A 17,552-nucleotide genomic window follows, 5' to 3' on the forward strand; every position below is an offset into this window, starting at 1 on the left:
GGTGTCGGCCCTGCCGCACCTTTTCCTCAATAGAGCACGGGAAAGAGATGATACCTCTGAGGCTGTGACTGATTGGTCGGTTTGGTGGGGCGTGGCCCCACCCTACGGGTCGCTAAAATCACGTAGGGTGTCGGCCCTGCCGCACCTTTTCCTCAATAGAGCGCAGGTGAGAGATGATACCTTTGAGGCTGTGACTGAGAGGTTGGTTTGGTGGGGCATGGCCCCACCCTACGGGTTGCAAAATCACGTGGGGTGTCGGCCCAGCCGCATGGGTGAAACCTCAGCGACAGAGCCCCTGCTCCACCTCATCACGGGTTTTACGATCCTGGAGCTGCTCTATCAGCGTCAGTGCAAAATCCATGGCCGTTCCCGGCCCTCTTGAGGTGATCACTTTACCGTCCCTGACAACCGCTTTAGATTCTATTTCAACTTCAGGAAGAGACATCGAGTCAAGCACACCAGGGTAGCCCGTAGCCTTGCGGCCATTTAGAAGACCTGCACCGGCCAGCACTTTGGGCGCAGCGCAGATTGCCGCAGTGTATTTACCCTGTTTATGCAGCTGTTGCAGAATGGTGTGAATTCTTCGATCAGCATCAAGATTGTCTGCACCAGGCAATCCTCCGGGCAGGACGATCATGTCAAAATCATCGGCATCCACTGCATCGATTGTGGTGTCAGGAACCAGGGTAATACCCCGTGATGCCTTAACTGGCTGATCATCCAGACCTGCCGTGACTACATCAATACCGGCCCGGGTCAGAAGATCGGTAATGGTGACTGCTTCGAGCTCTTCACATCCTTGGGCGAGGGGGACGAGGACACGTGCCATTCTAGCCTCCTGTGGTTTATGATTTCAGATACAGGAACCAACTCGATTCCCTGTTGCTTAAGTTTAGGCAACTCCTCACGCAGTACTGATACGGTCGCTGCATAGGGGTGGCCAATCCCAATCGCACTGCCTCTTTCCCGAGCAAGATTGACCAGTTTCTGTAACTGTTTTCGGATCAGTCGCTCCTCAGGGACATTGTCCAGAAATATATCTCGTCGAGCATTGGCAATCATGTTGGAGCGCGCAACCCGCTGGGCAACCGTGGCTTCAGTCGTACGGCTATCTACAAAATAGAGCCCTTGACGACGCAGCTCGCCCATTAGCCAGCGCATGGCGGTTGGATCCCGTGTCAGCAGGCTACCCATGTGATTGTTGACCCCAGTCAGATAAGGTACTGAGGCAATATCTCGCCTCAGTGTCTGCAGAAATACGGATTTGGGCATATCCACGGTGAGTGCGCCTTCACCCAAACGATTCCCCAGGTCGGACTCCATCGGCAGATGCAGCATCACCTCTTTATTCTGCTCACTGGCTTTGGTCGCCAGTAACCAGGCAAATGGGGTCTGGGGTAGAAATGCGTAGGTTATAGAACCAGGCAGCTGCAGCGCTCTTTCGCCTGCCTGTTTCTGATTACCCAGGTCATCAATGATCACTGCAATTTTGATTGGCCGGTTGGGCTGTGCATCCGCCAGGAGGGCAGGGGATGCACCAAACACTATCCAAAATCCAATCAATATGTACCATTTGATCATCTACTTTAGAATCGGCTCAGCCTGCCTCTTTATTAGCATTCAGGATCGTAAGGCCCTTCAGCAGATTGAGCGCCTCTCCCAATTGATAATCCTTTGTTGCAACTGAATCAGCCTCTTTCTCTGTCTTGGAATCAACTGGGGTCTTGTTCTCCTTCCCATTGCCATTTTCAAGATGGCCAGTGAGATTGGACTCCTTGATCGGCTTGACCTTATCACTCTCTACTTTGGACAAAGTGAAATCTTCCAGCTCGATATCCGGCTTGATACCTTCGGCCTGGATCGAACGTCCTGAAGGGGTAAAGTATCGAGCCGTTGTCAATTTTACCGCTGATGTGTCACTTATCGGAATTATGGTCTGAACAGATCCCTTTCCAAAGGTCTGGGTACCCATGATCACCGCCCGGCTGTGATCTTGCAGCGCTCCAGCAACAATCTCGGAAGCTGAAGCTGAGCCTTCGTTCACCAAAACCACGATTGGCGCACCATCGAGCACGTCGTCCGGTGCCGCCTCAAAGCGTAATTGAGAGTCACTTTCACGACCTTTGGTGTAGACAATCAGGCCATCCTCCAAAAAGGCATCACTGACAGAGACTGCTGCATTCAATACACCACCTGGATTGTTTCGCAGATCCAGCACCATCCCAAGCAGATTCCCCTCCGCCTCATCCTCCAGTTCACGCAGGACTTTCAACATATCCCGTGCAGTGTGGGTCTGAAATTGGGAAATACGCAGATAGGCAAATCGCTCATCAAGCAGTCGACTCTTCACACTGGCTACGCGAATGACATCACGAACCACCGTTATTTTGATCGGCTTCTCTTCGCCTTTGCGGATGATGGTCAGCTCAAGCGGAGTGCCCGGTTTGCCACGCATAAGAGCAACCGCATCATTCAGGCTCATCCCCTTAACCGGCGTATCATCCAGCCTTACAATCAGATCGCCACTGCGCACACCGGCGCGAGCTGCAGGAGTATCATCAATCGGTGAAATCACTTTCACAAAACCATCTTCCATACCCACTTCTATGCCTAAACCGCCAAACTCACCTTTGGTGCCGACCTGAAGGTCTTTGTAATCCTCCGAGTCGAGGTAGTTGGAGTGGGGATCGAGTCCGGAGACCATACCCCGGATCGCATTTTCGAGAAGAACCTTATCGTCTACTGGCTCGACATAGTTTGCTTTGATGCGGCCGAATATGTCGGCAAAAGTCCTCAACTGCTGTAGAGGCAGGTTATTGTTCGACTCATCATCCTCTTCAGCTGAGAGCGTAAGTGGTATCAGCATCGCAGCCATTAAAATCAAGCTGAAACCAAATCGTTTTTTCCGCATTACGGCATTTATCATCTGTTTTTCCTACAATCGTGTCGCCACCTTGAGTAGCAGACTGAATTTTCAATGCTCAGTTGGCGATTAACCAGGTGACCGGCTGTTTCTGGTCAATGGTTTGGCGTAATCGGTCTTTGAACTGTGAGTGAGTGAATAAAAAGATAGTTCCTTAATTGTCTTATCTGCGATCACCCGCCCCCGTGTCCGCCGACACCATTTGGTTGGGTTTTTAGGTTCGCCGTTGTGGCGAATCCCGAAGTAGATGCCTGAGGTGGATCGCCCTCCACTACTGCCTACTTGAGCCACTACCTCTCCGGGTTCCACCCACTCTCCTGTCTCTTTAAACAGACTCTGATTGTGGCCATAGAGACTCATAAACCCTTCACCATGATCGATGATTAACAATAGACCAAAACCACGTAACCAATCGGCAAAAGCCACTCTGCCATGGTGAATGGCGCGAACTTCCTGACCCTCAGGGGCAGAAATCATTACCCCATCCCATTTCAGTTTTCCAACCTCCCTTGCAGAACCAAACCGGGACAGTATTTTGCCTCTGGAGGGCCAGGGCAACTTACCTTTGCGGGTCTGAAATGCGACATGAGCCGTCGGGTTGAGCGGAATATCAGCAAGTGTCTGTTGCAGCTCATTGAGTAAGGACTGCAGCTGCTTTTCATCCGATTTGAGGCTTTGTAACTCCTGACCTTTGTTCTGCAGCCGGCTGTTGAGGCTGGCAATAATCTCTTTCCGACCCATTTGGGCAGCTTCGAACTGCCTCTTCTGATTGAGGTTCTTTGTCTGGAGCTGTTGCAGGCGCTGCTCCTCTTGAGCAATTTTATGCTCAATCGCTTTCAATTGCTGGAGATTCTTACGAATCTGCACCATCTGCTCGATCCGGGCTGTATTGAAGTAATCGTAATACACCATAACCCGACTGACTACTGCCGGATCTTGCTGGTTGAGCAGGATTTTCATTTTTTCCTGCCGACCCATCGCATAAGCGGCTCTGAGCTGACGCTCTAAAGAAGAGCGATGTTGATCCAAGTGGAGGCGGGCATCGGCACGCTCACCTTCAAGCTCTGCCAGCCGACGCTGTTGACGCTTCAAACTCTGCTTGGTCACTCGAATTCGCCGGGCGAGGGCGCCAATCTGCATCTCCATATCCTGTAAAGCCCGATTCTGCTCCTCTCGTTTGCCTTCCGTTGAACGCAACTGATCCTGTATATTCTGAATGCGACGCTTGACCTGGTCCAGCTTGGACTTAGCATCTTTTTCCGACTCATCTGCTGATGCTTGCTGAACAAATAGCGATCCACAAAAACTCAGGCAGAGCGCCAACAGGCAACTCAGACGCAGCACTGGCTATGCCTCATCAAACTCTATCAATGAACGCCCTTTCATCTCATCCGGTTGAGGCAACCCCATGATTCTCAGCAGGGTCGGTGAGATATCGCATAACGCACCACCCTCCAACAGCTGAGCACTGTCCCGACCGATGTAGATAAGCGGTACTGGATTGGTGGTGTGTGCGGTATGGGGCTGGTGGTTGATCAGGTCCTCCATCTGTTCCGCATTGCCATGATCAGCAGTAACCAGCATTTCACCATTCACCCGGTGCAGGGCCTTGTGCACTCTACCGAGACAGTGATCCAGGGTCTCTATGGCAAGTTTCGCCGCCTCAAATTTGCCGGTATGGCCCACCATGTCACTATTGGCAAAGTTACAAATTATGGCGTCATACTTACCGCTCTCTATCGCCTCAACCAGATGATCCGTCACCTCTTCAGCACTCATCTCAGGCTTGAGGTCGTAAGTCGCCACCTGGGGTGATGGCACAAGAATCCGATCTTCCCCCTCAAATGGCTTTTCACGTCCGCCATTGAAGAAAAAGGTGACGTGGGCATATTTTTCAGTTTCAGCGAGTCTTAACTGCAATAACCCAAGCTTGGCGATATATTCACCAAACACATTGCGAAGTTTTTCCGGTGGAAATGCCACTGGGATACCGAACTGTTTGTGGTATCTGGTCAGACTCACAAATTCACCCAATTTCGGCACACGACTGCGCTCAAAATCATTGAATTCCGGGTCAACAAAGGATTTTGTCAGCTGACGCGCACGATCGGCCCGGTAGTTAAGAAACATCACCACATCACCATCTTCCACTCTGACCGGGTCTTCACCAGTCGAGGTGATGCGGGTTGCCACTACGAACTCATCGGTTTCGCCACGTTGATAGGCGTCATGCAGACCCTGAACCGCATCTTCAACGACATATTCCGCTTCACCCTCAACCAACAGCTTGTAAGCTTGCTCTACGCGTTCCCAGCGGTTATCACGGTCCATCGCATAGTAGCGCCCGATCAGGCTGGCTATGCGCCCTGTCCCAAGCTCACTAAACATTTTGTCCATTGCAACCAACGAGGCTTCGGCGCTTTTGGGTGGTGTGTCTCGCCCATCGAGAAAAGCGTGAAAATAGAGCTGCTTTGCACCCCGATCCACAGCAAGTTTGGCCATCGCGTGGAGATGTTCTTCATGGCTGTGCACCCCACCAGGGGAGAGCAGCCCCAGCAGGTGTATCGCCTTTCCATTCTCTACAGCCTTGTCCACTGCTGCGGTAAGTGTCTCGTTGGAAAAGAATGATCCAGTTCGAATAGATCGGGAGACCCGGGTAAACTCTTGATAGACAACCCTACCGGCACCCAGATTGAGGTGGCCCACTTCTGAGTTTCCCATCTGACCACCAGGCAGACCAACCGCAGCGCCGGATGTGGTTATCAGTGTGTGTGGGTGTTCACGCCAAAGACGATCCCAAACCGGGGTGCGGGCTTCTGTGATGGCATTCACTTCTCTGTCTTCACTATAACCCCAGCCGTCCAGAATGGTCAGGACGACCGGTTTAGGTTTCTCTGTCATGATGGTTCTCTTTAATTAAAGACTTTTTGTGTGGCAAACAGCGATAATTTCAGCTTAAAAGTAGGTATAACAAATTTAAACTCAATTAAATCACCAAAACCCATGCCAGACCAGAAAACCGATGCGACTTTAATCAATTTGAAACAGATATCAAGCCGAAGCCCTCGATCTTTTCCCTTTAGCCAAACCCCCCATATCTCCAGGCCTTGGCCTTTCAGCAAAGTTCAGTAGACTTGGAAAAGAGGCCAAATAGTAACCAGAAAAAATAAAGGGGTTCTCATTGGCACGAAAAACAGCGTATTATTGTATTAGTTATTAGTAAAAGGCTGGTCGTATATGGAACACAAGTACAGCAAGAGCGCCCAACCCCTGAGCTTGGAAGAGAGCGAAGGTATGCAAAATCTGTTTGCGACAGATGATGATGTGGATCGTGCCTCCCGTTCGCTGAAGGCCATGTCGCATCCGCTGAGATTAAAGATTCTCTGCACCCTTGGCAGTCAGGAAGTCAGTGTACAGGAAATTGTTGAGCAGGTTGGAACCTCCCAGAGCAACATCTCCCAGCATCTCGCCATTCTGCGTGATAAGGGCATACTCGCCTCTCGAAAAGATGCCAACAGGGTCTACTATCGAGTCAGCGATTTTCGCACCCTGAAATTGATCGGCATGATGCGGGAAGTCTTCTGCACCCATTCCGCATAAGAGACCTCTCTGATCACGGTCGCTGACAGCGACCTGAGGTCTCAAGAGCAAATTTCTGGCTCTGTTTCAGCTTAGCCAGAGCTATTTTTTGCCTCAACACCCACTCAGCCCTTAAACATTAGCTCCCGCTGGTATAAACTCCGCCCCCTGTAGAACAAACTGCTGCACACGAGGCGCCGAATGGAACAACTCATCGAATTTGCGATGAATCACTGGATACTCGTCCTGACCTTTAATCTGGTCGCGGGCGTATTGGTCTTCAACATGGCTACCGGGGAAAAAAATGCCCTGGATCCCAGTGCCGCAACTGATCTAATCAATAGAAAGGAGGCGGTTGTCGTTGATGTCAGACCAGCATCGGATTACAACAAAGGTCACATAATCAACGCGATAAATATACCCAGCAACGGCTTTGCCAGCCAGATGGGCGTGCTCAGCAAGCACAAAGACAAACCCATTATTGTCAGTTGCCGCTCCGGCGCCCAATCCTCAAGCGCTTGTCAGCAATTGAAAAAGGCCGGGTATGAAGAGGTGTTTAATCTGAAAGGCGGTATACTCGCCTGGCAGAGCGCCAATCTACCAGTCACCCGTAAGAAGAAATAGTCTCACCCCATCAGGAAGCCAACATGACCGAAGCCAAGCAAGAAGAGCAGAATCGTGAATTCGCTATTCAGAGAATCTATACCAAGGACATCTCGTTTGAGACTCCCAATTCACCCGCCGTTTTCCAACAAGAGTGGAAGCCGGAAACCGGGGTCAACCTGAATACTGAAGTCAACAAACTCTCCGACGATGTATTTGAAGTCACCCTGACGGTCACGGTCACCACCAAACTCGGTGAGCAGACCGCCTATCTGGCTGAAGTCAAACAGGCGGGTATTTTCAGCGCCAAAGGCTTTCCGGAGCAAGAGATGGGCCCACTACTCGGCGCTTTCTGCCCGAATCAGTTGTTTCCCTATATTCGTGAAGTTATCTCTGACCTGATCATGAAAGGCAGCTTCCCTCAAATGGTATTGCAGCCGGTCAATTTCGACATGATCTATGCCCAGCACCAGCAAGAGCGTGCTAAAAAGGCTCAGGAAGAGGCTTCCAGCCAAAACCAGCATTAATGAGTCAGCCTGGCGAAAAAGCCGTTGCGGTTCTTGGTGCAGGGTCATGGGGAACCGCACTCGCTATATTGCTCAGCAGCGAAGGGCAACCGGTCAGGCTTTGGGGTCACCTTAAAGCCGAAGTCGATGCCCTCGCGGAAGCCAGGGAGAACCGACAGTTTCTCCCTGGCCTCTCTTTTCCCGACACCCTCACTCTGGAAGCTGACCTCAAGCAAGCTCTGTATCAGGCTTCAGAGGTGGTTATCGCTGTACCTAGCCACGCCTTTAGTAGTGTCACCAAAGCCATCGAGCCACTACTTGACGGCAATCCCGGCATTGCCTGGGCAACCAAGGGCTTTGAACCAGGGTCCCAGCGTCTTCTGAGCGATGTGGCAGCAGAAAATCTGCCGGGTAGAGATCTTGCCGTCATATCAGGCCCCACCTTCGCCGGGGAAGTGGCTCGTGGTTTACCCACTGCGATTACAGTGGCGGCAACAACCCCCGAACATGCTGAAAAGTTGGCCGAACGGCTACACACACCCTGGTTCCGTGCCTACACCAGCAGCGACATTGTCGGTGTGCAGGTGGGTGGGGCGTGTAAGAATGTACTGGCGATCGCTGCTGGTATCGCTGATGGCCTTGGGTTTGGCGCCAATACCCGTTCTGCGTTGATTACCCGTGGACTCACAGAGATCATGCGCCTGGGCCTCAAGCTCGGTGGAGAGCAAGAGACTTTCATGGGACTTGCAGGACTGGGCGATCTACTGCTGACCTGTACTGACAACCAATCCCGTAACCGCCGTATGGGACTTGCATTATCGGAGGGCCTCTCACTCGAAAGCGCACTCACTGCCATCGGTCAGGAGGTAGAAGGGGTCAACACTGCGAAAGAGGTGTATGCCCTGGCAAAGCGTCATCAGGTTGAAATGCCGATCTCAGAGCAGGTCTACCGGGTGCTTCATGAAGGGCTTGATCCTAAAACAGCGGTGCATAATCTGCTGGATAGAAGACAGAAAGCTGAAGGCTTATAGCGCCCTCACTCTCCACCGACAAAATCGCACTGGCGCCAGGCCTCATAAAGTATCAGAGCCACCGCATTCGACAGGTTGAGACTTCGACTCTCAGGCTTCATGGGGATTCGAATGCGCTGCTCAGGATCCAATTCTGCAAGCAACTGCGCTGGTAATCCCCGGCTCTCAGGGCCAAACAACAGGGCATCTCCAGGGGTGAAACTCACATCTGCATAGCTTCGTTTTCCTTTGGTGGTGCAGCCATAGAGATGCTTTGGCGCCACCTGACTCAAAAAGTCATCTAATGAATTATATTCCCCAACATCGGCCCATTCATGATAATCGAGACCTGCTCGCCGTAAACGTTTATCATCCAGCTTGAAGCCCAGGGGATGAATCAAATGCAATTTGCTGCCACTATTGGCACACAGGCGTATGATATTACCTGTGTTTGGCGGGATCTCCGGTTCTAATAGAACGATATGGAACATCCCACACCCCTAACCGAAGATTTTGAAAAGGTTCATGAGCAGCAACAGCCCTCCAATTTTAAATACCGAATTTTGTGGTATGTCGTTCAATAGCCCCATTGTTCTTCTTTCCGGATGTGTTGGATTTGGTGAAGAGTACACAAGGGTCAATGGTTTTAGCAATCGCGACGTGGGCGCCGTCTGCCTAAAGGGAACCACTCAGGAAGCTCGCATGGGCAACCAGCCGCACCGAGTCTACGAAACATCTCAAGGCATGTTGAATGCCATTGGCCTCCAGAATCCCGGTGTGGATCATGTCGTCAATAAGATTCTACCGAGCCTCGACTTTACAGAAACCCGCTTCATAGCCAACGTCTCAGGCTCCAGTGTGGAAGAGTATTATGAGGTGACACGTCGCTTCGATGATTCACCAATCGACGCCATTGAAATCAACATCTCCTGCCCAAATGTCAAAGAGGGAGGGGTTGCCTTCGGTAATGATCCTCAAATGTCCGCCCGGGTCGTGGAAACCTGCCGCAAAGCCACCGACAAACCCCTGATCACCAAACTCTCACCCAACCAAACTGACATTGCTGGTAATGCCAAAGGCTGCATTGAAGCAGGCAGTGATGCATTTTCGGTGATAAACACCCTGATGGGGATGGCCATCGACATTCAGAGCCGAAGCCCAATCATTGGTAACAACCAGGGTGGTCTCTCAGGCCCGGCGATCAAGCCCGTTGCCCTGCTCAAGGTGCATCAGGTCTATCAGGTCTGCAGGGAGCACCAGATCCCCATCATCGGACAAGGTGGCATCACTACAGCAGAGGATGCCCTGGAATTTATAATTGCTGGCGCTAGTGCTATCGGTATAGGTACAGCACTCTTTTACGATCCACTGGTATGTAAATCGATCAACGCTGGCATCATCAAATATCTTGAACAACATCAGTTATCTTCTGTCGATCAACTGGTAGGTACACTCCAGATGAATCAGCCACCAGCCAACAAGTGTGGCTGTTGATCATCAGTAATGGAATTATGAGTGAAGAAAAAATGACAAACCCTGATCCCGAGTTACTAAAAAACTTTAATCCACTGCATAATCTCAATGATGTCCAACTCGAACTGCTTGGGCGTTCACTCAAGATCTACTCAGCAGGCAAAGGACTGATTATCCTGCAACAGGGCGATACCACGGAATTCAGTCTCTACCTGCTCAAAGGCCGGGTTCGCCTTCACTCAGAGGATGGACGAGTCAGTGAAATCAGCGGAGAGACCCCCCAGGCCAAAAACCCAATAGCCAACTTGATTCCACGACGCTACGGCGTAGAGGCCATCACACCTGTAGATTACCTGATGGTGGATAACGCTTTGATAAAAGGATTGCTGAATGAGGGAGAGGGGATAACAGCGACAGAAATCGATGTCGACACTCAACCTTATGATAAAGACGGTGCCGAAAGCGCCCTCATGGAAGCTCTGATCACTGATCTTGACCAGGATAAACTGGTTCTGCCCAGTCTTCCCGATGTTGCGGTACGCGTTGGCAGAGCGATGCGCGATGAAACCACCAATGCACGCAAACTGGCAGAAATCGTACAGACCGACCCGGCAATCACGACCAAATTGATACGTGCAGCGAACAGCCCTCTCTACGCTGGCGTGACACCAGTCGATTCCTGTGCTGCCGCTATTGTCAGACTTGGCGCAGACACCACGCATAAGCTAGTCCTGACTTTCGCGCTCAGAGAACTCTTCAATACACGCTCCAGCATGTTAAAGGAGCATATGCGTGACCTTTGGCTGCATAGCGTCAAGGTCAGCGCGGTCTGCTTTATCCTTGCTAAAGTCACCAAGCAGTTTAACCCGGAGCATGCGCTGCTCGCAGGACTGCTGCATGACATCGGTAATGTTGCAATCCTCAGCTATGCTGAGCGCTATCCTGAAGTCGCCAATGATTCAGAAAAACTGGATCAGGTAATGAAAGACATGCGTGGAAGAATAGGCAGCGTGATTTTACGCAACTGGGGCTTCATTGAAGATCTGATAGAGGTAACTCAAGAGGCCGAAAACTGGCAGAGGGAGATAGAGGGGGAGGCCGACTATGCTGACCTGGTTATCGTTGCCCAGCTACACAGTTTCATAGGTACACCTCAAATGAAGGATATCCCTACCCTGGATCAGGCACCCTCTTTTAATCGTCTCAACCTGGGTGAGCTGACTCCCAAGCTGAGCTTGAAGATTCTCGATAAAGCAGACGAGAAAATCGCACATGCTGAAGCGATGTTGATGGCGGGTTAAAAAACGCCACGAAAAACTGATTAACCGTCTGCCTGAGAGGAATCAGAAAGCTTCTGCGGGAAAGAAGCTTGATTTAGGACTTAACCACAATTTAGGACGCTCTTTGCAGCAGAGAAAATGCTGCAAAGAGCCTCGCCTAAGGTGTTAGGAACGTCCCAGTTTTTTGAATCGACCAGCACCAATACTCAGCAGACCCAGCCCAAGAAGTAAAAAAGTCGAGGGTTCTGGCACTTCGTGAATAATGGTCCCTTCTTCGTCATCTGCGCCGCCCGAAATACCTGAAACCAATGAGCGATCTTGATTGGCCGGGTTGCCCTCAGAAATTCCAGTGAGGGTCAGTCGAGAGCGGAAGGTAGAACTATCACCTGCTTGACTGCCATATAGATTAGTTGAGTTATCAGCCGAGATAGTACTGCCAACTAACCAGCTAGTCATATCGCTATAGACATACATACTGCTGCTGCCTAAGGATGCTGAGTTAGCCTCCAGGGAGACCTCACTATAACCCGGTTCAAGCAAACCATTGCGATAAGCGGAATTTTCATAGCCACTGCCGATCCAAGGCTCATCATCACCCCTGTCAGGGTAGAGACCTTGCACCAGATCAAACACTGACGATTCAACAAGCTCCACATAAAAGCTGTCGTGAACAAAATAGTTTGTTGCTCGACTGCCGGTGCGAACCGTATCCTGATCCTCAACAAGATCACCGAATTCGTTGCGGTGGCTACCTTGTCTATCTTTATCGACCATAAAGGTATATGAGACAGAATCCCCAGCAGCTAAACCGATGTCGCTTAAAAATCCCGATTCATCGGATATAGGGTAGGTCTCAACACTACCCTCGAATGAGTAGTAGAGAGGAATAGCTTGAGCAGAAGTAATATGAAATAGCGCAGCGAGGCCTGTTGCTGCTATGAGTGGAATTCCGAATTTCATCTTGAAAACTCCCTATTGTAATTATCCTGTAATTATGCAAATAGCACGCCAAATGATTTTATTTCCCGCAAACAAGGAGATAGCCTAACCAGACAAAACGCTGTGTAAAATATTTCGACACAACCTGATTGAACACCTATACACTGCTCAGAGAAAACCCCGTTATAAGACCACTTTCGGCGCTGCTTACAAGATACGAAAATATACAATATCTAATGCTGTACGATTAAGCAGGATGCCTTAACTCAATCCTATATAATAAAAATCATCAATCCAGTTAATTTAAGTTTCACTAAGCGCCCATTAAGTCTGCTTAGATATGAACTCAAATATCGGATGCACTGAACATCTTACAGGAATCAAAATAGCTTCATGTGATCTTCTACTGCCTAATATGCTAACTGGTTAAAGTTTTTTAAATAAAACAGTAATAAATAGTAAACTCGCACTATGCTCGACTGGCGAACTCCTGATCAATACCTCTTTGCTCATAAACTCTCATCAGAGCAGTGGGCTTGGGAATTTTTGCGCAGAAATCCAACGTATCAGCAACAATGGCAAAGCTTTATTAGCACATGGCAAGCGCTTGAAGCCTGCTATGGCAAACCTTCGCAGAGAGATGTCAAAGCCTGGCAACAGGATGAGCGTGCCTGGGTACCAGCCGAAACATGCCTGGAAAGTGACTGCCGTATTGATGGAGATAGAGTATTGATCGAATGCGCCTTAGGCGCTCGCTGGGGATACTACAAATTTCCACCCGACCCGACTGATGACGACCCGGTTGGTGGTGGACGATTGGTTTGGCGAGAGATCAACTGGCAAACGCCAACACTAGAAATCGGTCAAGCGATCGAAGACCCATCCCATCAGGCAGCACTGTTATTTGATTTAAGTATGCCCCTGCAGCCCCAACTTGTTGACGCAAAACGCCGCTTACAGATCGAGCAAAGAGATCGAGTCAAATCTGGCGATGTGCTCGCGCCGACACTATCTAAACGCAACCAACTTCTCACTCTCTATCTACGACTTTTGGATAGCCTCTCCGAAAAAGCATCGACTGCTGATATTTCCAATGTCTTGATGATAAGCCAAGCCGAAGTCACTCTACTGCTGTCAGAAGCACTAGATCTAAGAGATCATGAATACCGTCAGTTGCTTTTTTTAGCCTGATTACTTTTATGGCCGTTGTGGTAAAAAAGTCGCATTGATGGGGAAGCACCCATTGTTAATCCAATAGGCTTTCGATCTCTTTCGTTTCAAACAAACTTACATGAATATTTTTCAACTCATCTTTGTCTTTTGAATATAGCTGCGACATAGCATCACTAACAACTACTACTCGAAAATCTCTTTCGCTAGCTTCGAAGAGGCTCGTTCTAGGACAGTTAGGATAATTACAACCGCTAAACACCAATGTATCGATTTCATGTTCGCTTAAGAAGGCTTCCAGTGGTGTTTTATAAAATGCTCCCCACCTCGATTTGTATAGCATGTATTCATGGTTGCCTATCTGCTGTAGTTTACCTGCCATAAGCTCATCAGCATCTAATCTTATTGAGGCATCTGGTTTTAACTCATTTACCAACTCTGCTCCATCTGAACCTGGGATAACTATTGTAACTCCCTCTTCAATGGTCTTTCTTCTGCACAGGTCCACGTTTGAACCATCAGCAGAATACAAGCGGAGAACATGAACTATCGGCAATCTTTTTTTGCGGTAGATTTCTAATAGATTTGTCATATTAGGAATCACTTCCTGGGTGCCTGCAATCTCAGCCGGCGCACCGGTCAGAGTGAAATCATTCTGTACATCGATTGTTATTAGTGCAGATTTTGTAAAATGTGGCTCAGTATAATTACTCATTTATACTCCGCTAATTGTACAAAAACTATCTGATGACAGGACAATAGAGACTGACACTTACCTTCCTTTAATTTATACCAATTGATGCCATTAACTCATCTGTTAATTTAAAGTCCGTAAAGCTTGGATTATGTATAAATTTATTACCGATTAACACAAAAATGAATCCAGGTCATACGACCGCACGAGAGTGCCATCAATATCAAACATCACATAATGCATATTATTGTTCATTTTAAGTATGGCAAAGGTTGGGTGTCGGCATGTTTCCTCCAGAGTGGACTCAGGCAATTGCTTCCTTAACTGATAGTAACAACTGGGTCTCGGACTTCTCTATTATAGCGCTATACTACCCATATAGCTGTCTTACTATTAACCCGGCGACTAAGTATGTCGTCTTCAGGGTTTCAAGCCTGCCTGCAGACTACATACTTAGTCGCCGGGTTAATAATGTTGATAATTTAATGGGCGACTTGCGTTTTATCGACCGTAATTAATATTTAGTTGATCATGTTCTGCCGTTATATACCAAGCGGATACTGTTGATATGCAAAACCTTATAGATGAGATTCAGTGGCGACTCACTGCGCAACTCGCAGGTGATGGTATCGATTTTTCCAATGCATCTGAAGCCGTACAGGCTATGTCATCGCTTCCAGTTGAGACGGAGGAGGATCGTCATACACACCTGAAGGGTTTTCTACATCTTGCTGATTTCCTGATCGAGCATGGTGGTGAAGAAATCAGTGTAGCCATGATACCTCAACGAGACACGATCAAACAAAAACTTGGAGCAATGTACACACCAGGTGCGGTCTATACGACGTCAATCGAAATTGTCACACATCTTGCTGACGGGCTTCGAAACGGTGGCTCTGTAGATGATCTAGCCGAGATGGCAATGACAGAAATTGGTAATCTTGATCTAAAACCTACACAAGAAGATGCACATTTCGCCGCAGCAGCGAGCATTCGAGTTATATCCCTACTTACAGCATTCCATTGGTTGAGTAGTGAAATAACAGAGGATGCTCCAGAGCATCCCCGTGAAAAGGCCATCTGGTGCTTTTGGCAATCTGTAGAGAATAAGGGTGTTATGCTGGATGAGGCTATTACTTATGCCGATACAATTCTTCAGCTGGGTGATTTCATCGAAACAGAGTCGCGAGTGAATGGGGTCATGATTATTTTCGGCCTCAGCCTGCTCATGCGCCCCGACTATGGACCCGGTTTGGAATCGATTCAGCAATCTATTATGGAGTTGTTACCTCAACTATCTGGTGAACCATCAGAAACAGTTGAAAATGCTAATGCTCAAGAGAATACCCTGGATAAAACTGACGATCCGTTGACTCCAGATCAGATTCTGTCCGACTTTTCATCTGTGTTAGCAAGTGAAGGGTTCAGCGAGTACCAGTTGAATATAGCAATCAATCGAGTTCAACAACTCTCCACCGATACCCTGGAAGAGAGCAAGATTGCCACAGCAACATTAAACCGTGTCATAGATACAGCCTTACCTTACGCTCCCGAAGATTATAAACCCTCCATGCTCACATTGAAGGAGTGGATGAATAAACTCATCACTGGTGAAGATATGGATGAAATAGAGTCCCTTGATGAACTGAACATGGAATGCAAAGCAATCCGAAAAGATATGAAAGACGAACTTGAAGAGGGTATTGATGTAGGGGCTGCATTCACAAAAGCAAGTCTCAGGCTTAATTTTTTGATCATTCGTACGGCAGATAATTTTGAGGAAGAGATGTTGGCTCCGGTAATGAAGGTCATGATGGAGGATTTACCAGCATTAATGAGCCCCTTCGTTCCTGAGGATAAAAAGCAGACATGGCGACAGGCTCGAGGTTTGATGGGAACGATAAACCAGGGTGTTACCGAACTTACTTCAGACGATGAACTTTCTGGTGCATTGATGAAAAAGCTGGTTGCTGAACAGATAAAGCGTATGACCAGCTCATTGGACCTTCCCGCAAAAGATCTACCGGCTCATATCACACAGTTCACCCAACTTTTCCTTGCCTTCAGCAATCGACTCACCGAATCTGGTTTACGCGATAATCTGGGAGAGAGTGACTCTCAGGAGCTTGAAAGATTAAGCGAAGCTATAAAGGCAGATCTTCGGATGATTGCATCAGCCACAACTGTTGAACAAATCCTTCGTCATCAAAAGGGTGGGCTAAGGCTTTCTGCTATGGAGTTCCGGAAGTTTGAGCGTAGACGACTATTGATGATCGCTGATCCGGATTTTCCTACAGCCTCACTTGCGGTGGATCCTAACAGTATCTTTTTTTCAGGGGCCAAATCAACTCAGCAGACGGTCAACGAAGCTTGTGTCACGCTTGCTATGAAACAACCGACAAGAAGTGGTTTAGCGGATTACATGCACAGTCGATGGCAACAGCTTCGGAGTTCTGCTATCGCAATTTTAGATTACTCTGAATACGATGCATCAGTGGCCGATCTGCAAAGTGTGCCAGAGCCAGGAGAAGAAGAGCAGATAGTGCTGAGTGTAGCGGCAAAAAATGCACAGGTTGCCTATGAGACAGGGTGGGCTTTGACACTGGGTGTTCCAATAATTATTACTACACGGCGTGGACAGCCTGTTCCCTTCGATGTGGATATCTCTCCGATATTCATTGAAGGTAATGATAAAGATGTAGACCGTATTGTTAGCGCGGTACAAATAGCGTTGTATGGATCACACCGACGTATCGCGAACAGCACACTCAAACAGTCAGTTCAGTATGCGCGACATTGGTTTAAATCTACAACAGACAGCACAACTGAAAACCTACTTGATAAAGTTGTGGAATCCAACGATGCGACAAAAGTGCGACTTGTTTTAGAGAGTGTGTTTGATTGCCTTGAACGGAAACGGCCTTTAATAATTGTACCTGCTTTCGAGGGTAGCTATCCCCAGCAACAGCTACAGTTGTTTCATGTCACCGCCTTTCGAACCTGGTCAAAAGTTGCTGAGGAGGAAATCCGAGCCGCATGCGAACGTTATCAAATAAAGTATATGATTGGTTATAACCGAATAGACCCAGATATCATGCGTGCTGTGTGGAAGGATATATGCCACTCTTCTCTTATCGTCGTGGATATCACCAACCTGAACCCGAATGCATTGCTTGAGTTAGGCATTGCCAATGCACTTGGACGTCCATCCTTAGTGATATGCCAAAATCACAACCCCCATTTGCACCTACCCGCGATTCAGCGGGTTCGAACTCATTTCTATAATCCGCAACAACGCAACGCACTGAGCACGTTACTTGATCAGTTTTTTCTCGAACATATTGATCTTTGATTTGTTACTTCAGGCCAGTTCTC

Annotated in this window: 16 protein-coding genes; 8 read left to right on the forward strand and 8 right to left on the reverse strand. The window is 48.6% G+C overall.

Annotated features, from left to right (window positions below; translation table 11 throughout):
* Positions 1 to 280: 280 nt before the first annotated feature.
* The 5 genes from AC4IE7_RS14805 to gpmI form a co-directional block, all read right to left on the reverse strand.
* Positions 281 to 829: a DJ-1 family glyoxalase III gene (locus tag AC4IE7_RS14805; RefSeq protein ID WP_490777628.1), complete on the reverse strand. Its 549-nt coding sequence runs from the start codon at positions 827 to 829 to the stop codon at positions 281 to 283.
* Positions 757 to 1,545, reverse strand: a complete 789-nt coding sequence (locus AC4IE7_RS14810; protein ID WP_490777629.1) for a divergent polysaccharide deacetylase family protein — start codon at positions 1,543 to 1,545, stop codon at positions 757 to 759. The genes AC4IE7_RS14805 and AC4IE7_RS14810 overlap by 73 nt, the downstream gene beginning before the upstream one ends.
* Positions 1,546 to 1,597: 52 nt before the next feature.
* Complete coding sequence (locus tag AC4IE7_RS14815) at positions 1,598 to 2,926, reverse strand: S41 family peptidase (protein ID WP_490777630.1); 1,329 nt, start codon at positions 2,924 to 2,926, stop codon at positions 1,598 to 1,600.
* 66 nt (positions 2,927 to 2,992) lie between these two features.
* Positions 2,993 to 4,267 carry a murein hydrolase activator EnvC family protein gene (locus AC4IE7_RS14820; RefSeq protein ID WP_490777631.1) on the reverse strand — a complete coding sequence of 425 codons (1,275 nt, stop codon included), beginning with the start codon at positions 4,265 to 4,267 and terminating at the stop codon, positions 2,993 to 2,995.
* Positions 4,268 to 4,270: 3 nt separating this feature from the next.
* Positions 4,271 to 5,824, reverse strand: coding sequence for a 2,3-bisphosphoglycerate-independent phosphoglycerate mutase (gpmI, locus tag AC4IE7_RS14825; RefSeq protein WP_490777632.1), 1,554 nt, complete (start codon positions 5,822 to 5,824; stop codon positions 4,271 to 4,273).
* A gap of 393 nt (positions 5,825 to 6,217) precedes the next feature.
* On the opposite strand from gpmI, the gene AC4IE7_RS14830 reads away from it, so the two are divergent.
* The 4 genes from AC4IE7_RS14830 (at position 6,218) to AC4IE7_RS14845 (ending at position 8,642) form a co-directional block, all read left to right on the forward strand.
* A complete protein-coding gene (locus AC4IE7_RS14830) occupies positions 6,218 to 6,523 on the forward strand; it encodes an ArsR/SmtB family transcription factor (RefSeq protein WP_490777757.1) in 306 nt (101 codons plus the stop codon).
* Between the two features lie 180 nt (positions 6,524 to 6,703).
* Positions 6,704 to 7,126, forward strand: coding sequence for a rhodanese-like domain-containing protein (locus tag AC4IE7_RS14835; protein WP_490777633.1), 423 nt, complete (start codon positions 6,704 to 6,706; stop codon positions 7,124 to 7,126).
* A 23-nt stretch (positions 7,127 to 7,149) separates the two neighbouring features.
* The gene (gene secB / locus AC4IE7_RS14840) at positions 7,150 to 7,632 is read left to right on the forward strand and encodes a protein-export chaperone SecB (RefSeq protein WP_490777634.1); all 483 of its coding nucleotides are present in this window, start codon (positions 7,150 to 7,152) and stop codon (positions 7,630 to 7,632) included.
* Complete coding sequence (locus tag AC4IE7_RS14845) at positions 7,632 to 8,642, forward strand: NAD(P)H-dependent glycerol-3-phosphate dehydrogenase (protein WP_490777635.1); 1,011 nt, start codon at positions 7,632 to 7,634, stop codon at positions 8,640 to 8,642. Before secB ends, AC4IE7_RS14845 begins: the two co-directional genes overlap by 1 nt.
* Before the next feature lie 5 nt (positions 8,643 to 8,647).
* Here AC4IE7_RS14845 and trmL read toward each other — a convergent pair whose 3' ends face one another.
* Positions 8,648 to 9,112 (reverse strand): tRNA (uridine(34)/cytosine(34)/5-carboxymethylaminomethyluridine(34)-2'-O)-methyltransferase TrmL, encoded by a 465-nt coding sequence (gene trmL / locus AC4IE7_RS14850; RefSeq protein ID WP_490777636.1) that lies wholly within the window; start codon positions 9,110 to 9,112, stop codon positions 8,648 to 8,650.
* A 34-nt stretch (positions 9,113 to 9,146) separates the two neighbouring features.
* Here trmL and AC4IE7_RS14855 point away from each other — a divergent pair, with 34 nt between their 5' ends.
* The gene (locus AC4IE7_RS14855; protein ID WP_490777637.1) at positions 9,147 to 10,115 is read left to right on the forward strand and encodes a dihydroorotate dehydrogenase; all 969 of its coding nucleotides are present in this window, start codon (positions 9,147 to 9,149) and stop codon (positions 10,113 to 10,115) included.
* A gap of 17 nt (positions 10,116 to 10,132) precedes the next feature.
* Positions 10,133 to 11,395 (forward strand): HDOD domain-containing protein, encoded by a 1,263-nt coding sequence (locus AC4IE7_RS14860; RefSeq protein WP_490777638.1) that lies wholly within the window; start codon positions 10,133 to 10,135, stop codon positions 11,393 to 11,395.
* 144 nt (positions 11,396 to 11,539) lie between these two features.
* On the opposite strand, the gene AC4IE7_RS14865 is transcribed toward AC4IE7_RS14860, so the two are convergent.
* Positions 11,540 to 12,334 (reverse strand): PEP-CTERM sorting domain-containing protein, encoded by a 795-nt coding sequence (locus AC4IE7_RS14865; RefSeq protein WP_490777639.1) that lies wholly within the window; start codon positions 12,332 to 12,334, stop codon positions 11,540 to 11,542.
* A gap of 450 nt (positions 12,335 to 12,784) precedes the next feature.
* Between AC4IE7_RS14865 and AC4IE7_RS14870 the strand changes: the two genes are divergently transcribed.
* Positions 12,785 to 13,504: a transcriptional regulator domain-containing protein gene (locus AC4IE7_RS14870; RefSeq protein WP_490777640.1), complete on the forward strand. Its 720-nt coding sequence runs from the start codon at positions 12,785 to 12,787 to the stop codon at positions 13,502 to 13,504.
* 55 nt (positions 13,505 to 13,559) lie between these two features.
* On the opposite strand, the gene AC4IE7_RS14875 is transcribed toward AC4IE7_RS14870, so the two are convergent.
* The gene (locus AC4IE7_RS14875; protein ID WP_490777641.1) at positions 13,560 to 14,198 is read right to left on the reverse strand and encodes a cysteine hydrolase family protein; all 639 of its coding nucleotides are present in this window, start codon (positions 14,196 to 14,198) and stop codon (positions 13,560 to 13,562) included.
* Between the two features lie 547 nt (positions 14,199 to 14,745).
* On the opposite strand from AC4IE7_RS14875, the gene AC4IE7_RS14880 reads away from it, so the two are divergent.
* Entirely contained in the window at positions 14,746 to 17,529 is a 2,784-nt protein-coding gene (locus AC4IE7_RS14880; RefSeq protein ID WP_490777642.1) for a hypothetical protein, read from the forward strand.
* Positions 17,530 to 17,552: the final 23 nt, after the last annotated feature.

Source organism: Candidatus Thiodiazotropha sp. AKAK3, from assembly GCF_058244645.1.

Excerpts from the sequence above, each read along its gene's own strand:
- AC4IE7_RS14805 (WP_490777628.1), bottom strand. The coding sequence starts at position 829 with ATGGCACGTGTCCTCGTCCCCCTCGCCCAAGGATGTGAAGAGCTCGAA.
- AC4IE7_RS14815 (WP_490777630.1), bottom strand. The coding sequence starts at position 2,926 with ATGATAAATGCCGTAATGCGGAAAAAACGATTTGGTTTCAGCTTGATT.
- gpmI (WP_490777632.1), bottom strand. The coding sequence starts at position 5,824 with ATGACAGAGAAACCTAAACCGGTCGTCCTGACCATTCTGGACGGCTGG.
- AC4IE7_RS14830 (WP_490777757.1), top strand. The coding sequence starts at position 6,218 with ATGCAAAATCTGTTTGCGACAGATGATGATGTGGATCGTGCCTCCCGT.
- AC4IE7_RS14835 (WP_490777633.1), top strand. The coding sequence starts at position 6,704 with ATGGAACAACTCATCGAATTTGCGATGAATCACTGGATACTCGTCCTG.
- secB (WP_490777634.1), top strand. The coding sequence starts at position 7,150 with ATGACCGAAGCCAAGCAAGAAGAGCAGAATCGTGAATTCGCTATTCAG.
- AC4IE7_RS14845 (WP_490777635.1), top strand. The coding sequence starts at position 7,632 with ATGAGTCAGCCTGGCGAAAAAGCCGTTGCGGTTCTTGGTGCAGGGTCA.
- trmL (WP_490777636.1), bottom strand. The coding sequence starts at position 9,112 with ATGTTCCATATCGTTCTATTAGAACCGGAGATCCCGCCAAACACAGGT.
- AC4IE7_RS14855 (WP_490777637.1), top strand. The coding sequence starts at position 9,147 with ATGAGCAGCAACAGCCCTCCAATTTTAAATACCGAATTTTGTGGTATG.
- AC4IE7_RS14860 (WP_490777638.1), top strand. The coding sequence starts at position 10,133 with ATGAGTGAAGAAAAAATGACAAACCCTGATCCCGAGTTACTAAAAAAC.
- AC4IE7_RS14865 (WP_490777639.1), bottom strand. The coding sequence starts at position 12,334 with ATGAAATTCGGAATTCCACTCATAGCAGCAACAGGCCTCGCTGCGCTA.
- AC4IE7_RS14870 (WP_490777640.1), top strand. The coding sequence starts at position 12,785 with ATGCTCGACTGGCGAACTCCTGATCAATACCTCTTTGCTCATAAACTC.
- AC4IE7_RS14875 (WP_490777641.1), bottom strand. The coding sequence starts at position 14,198 with ATGAGTAATTATACTGAGCCACATTTTACAAAATCTGCACTAATAACA.
- AC4IE7_RS14880 (WP_490777642.1), top strand. The coding sequence starts at position 14,746 with ATGCAAAACCTTATAGATGAGATTCAGTGGCGACTCACTGCGCAACTC.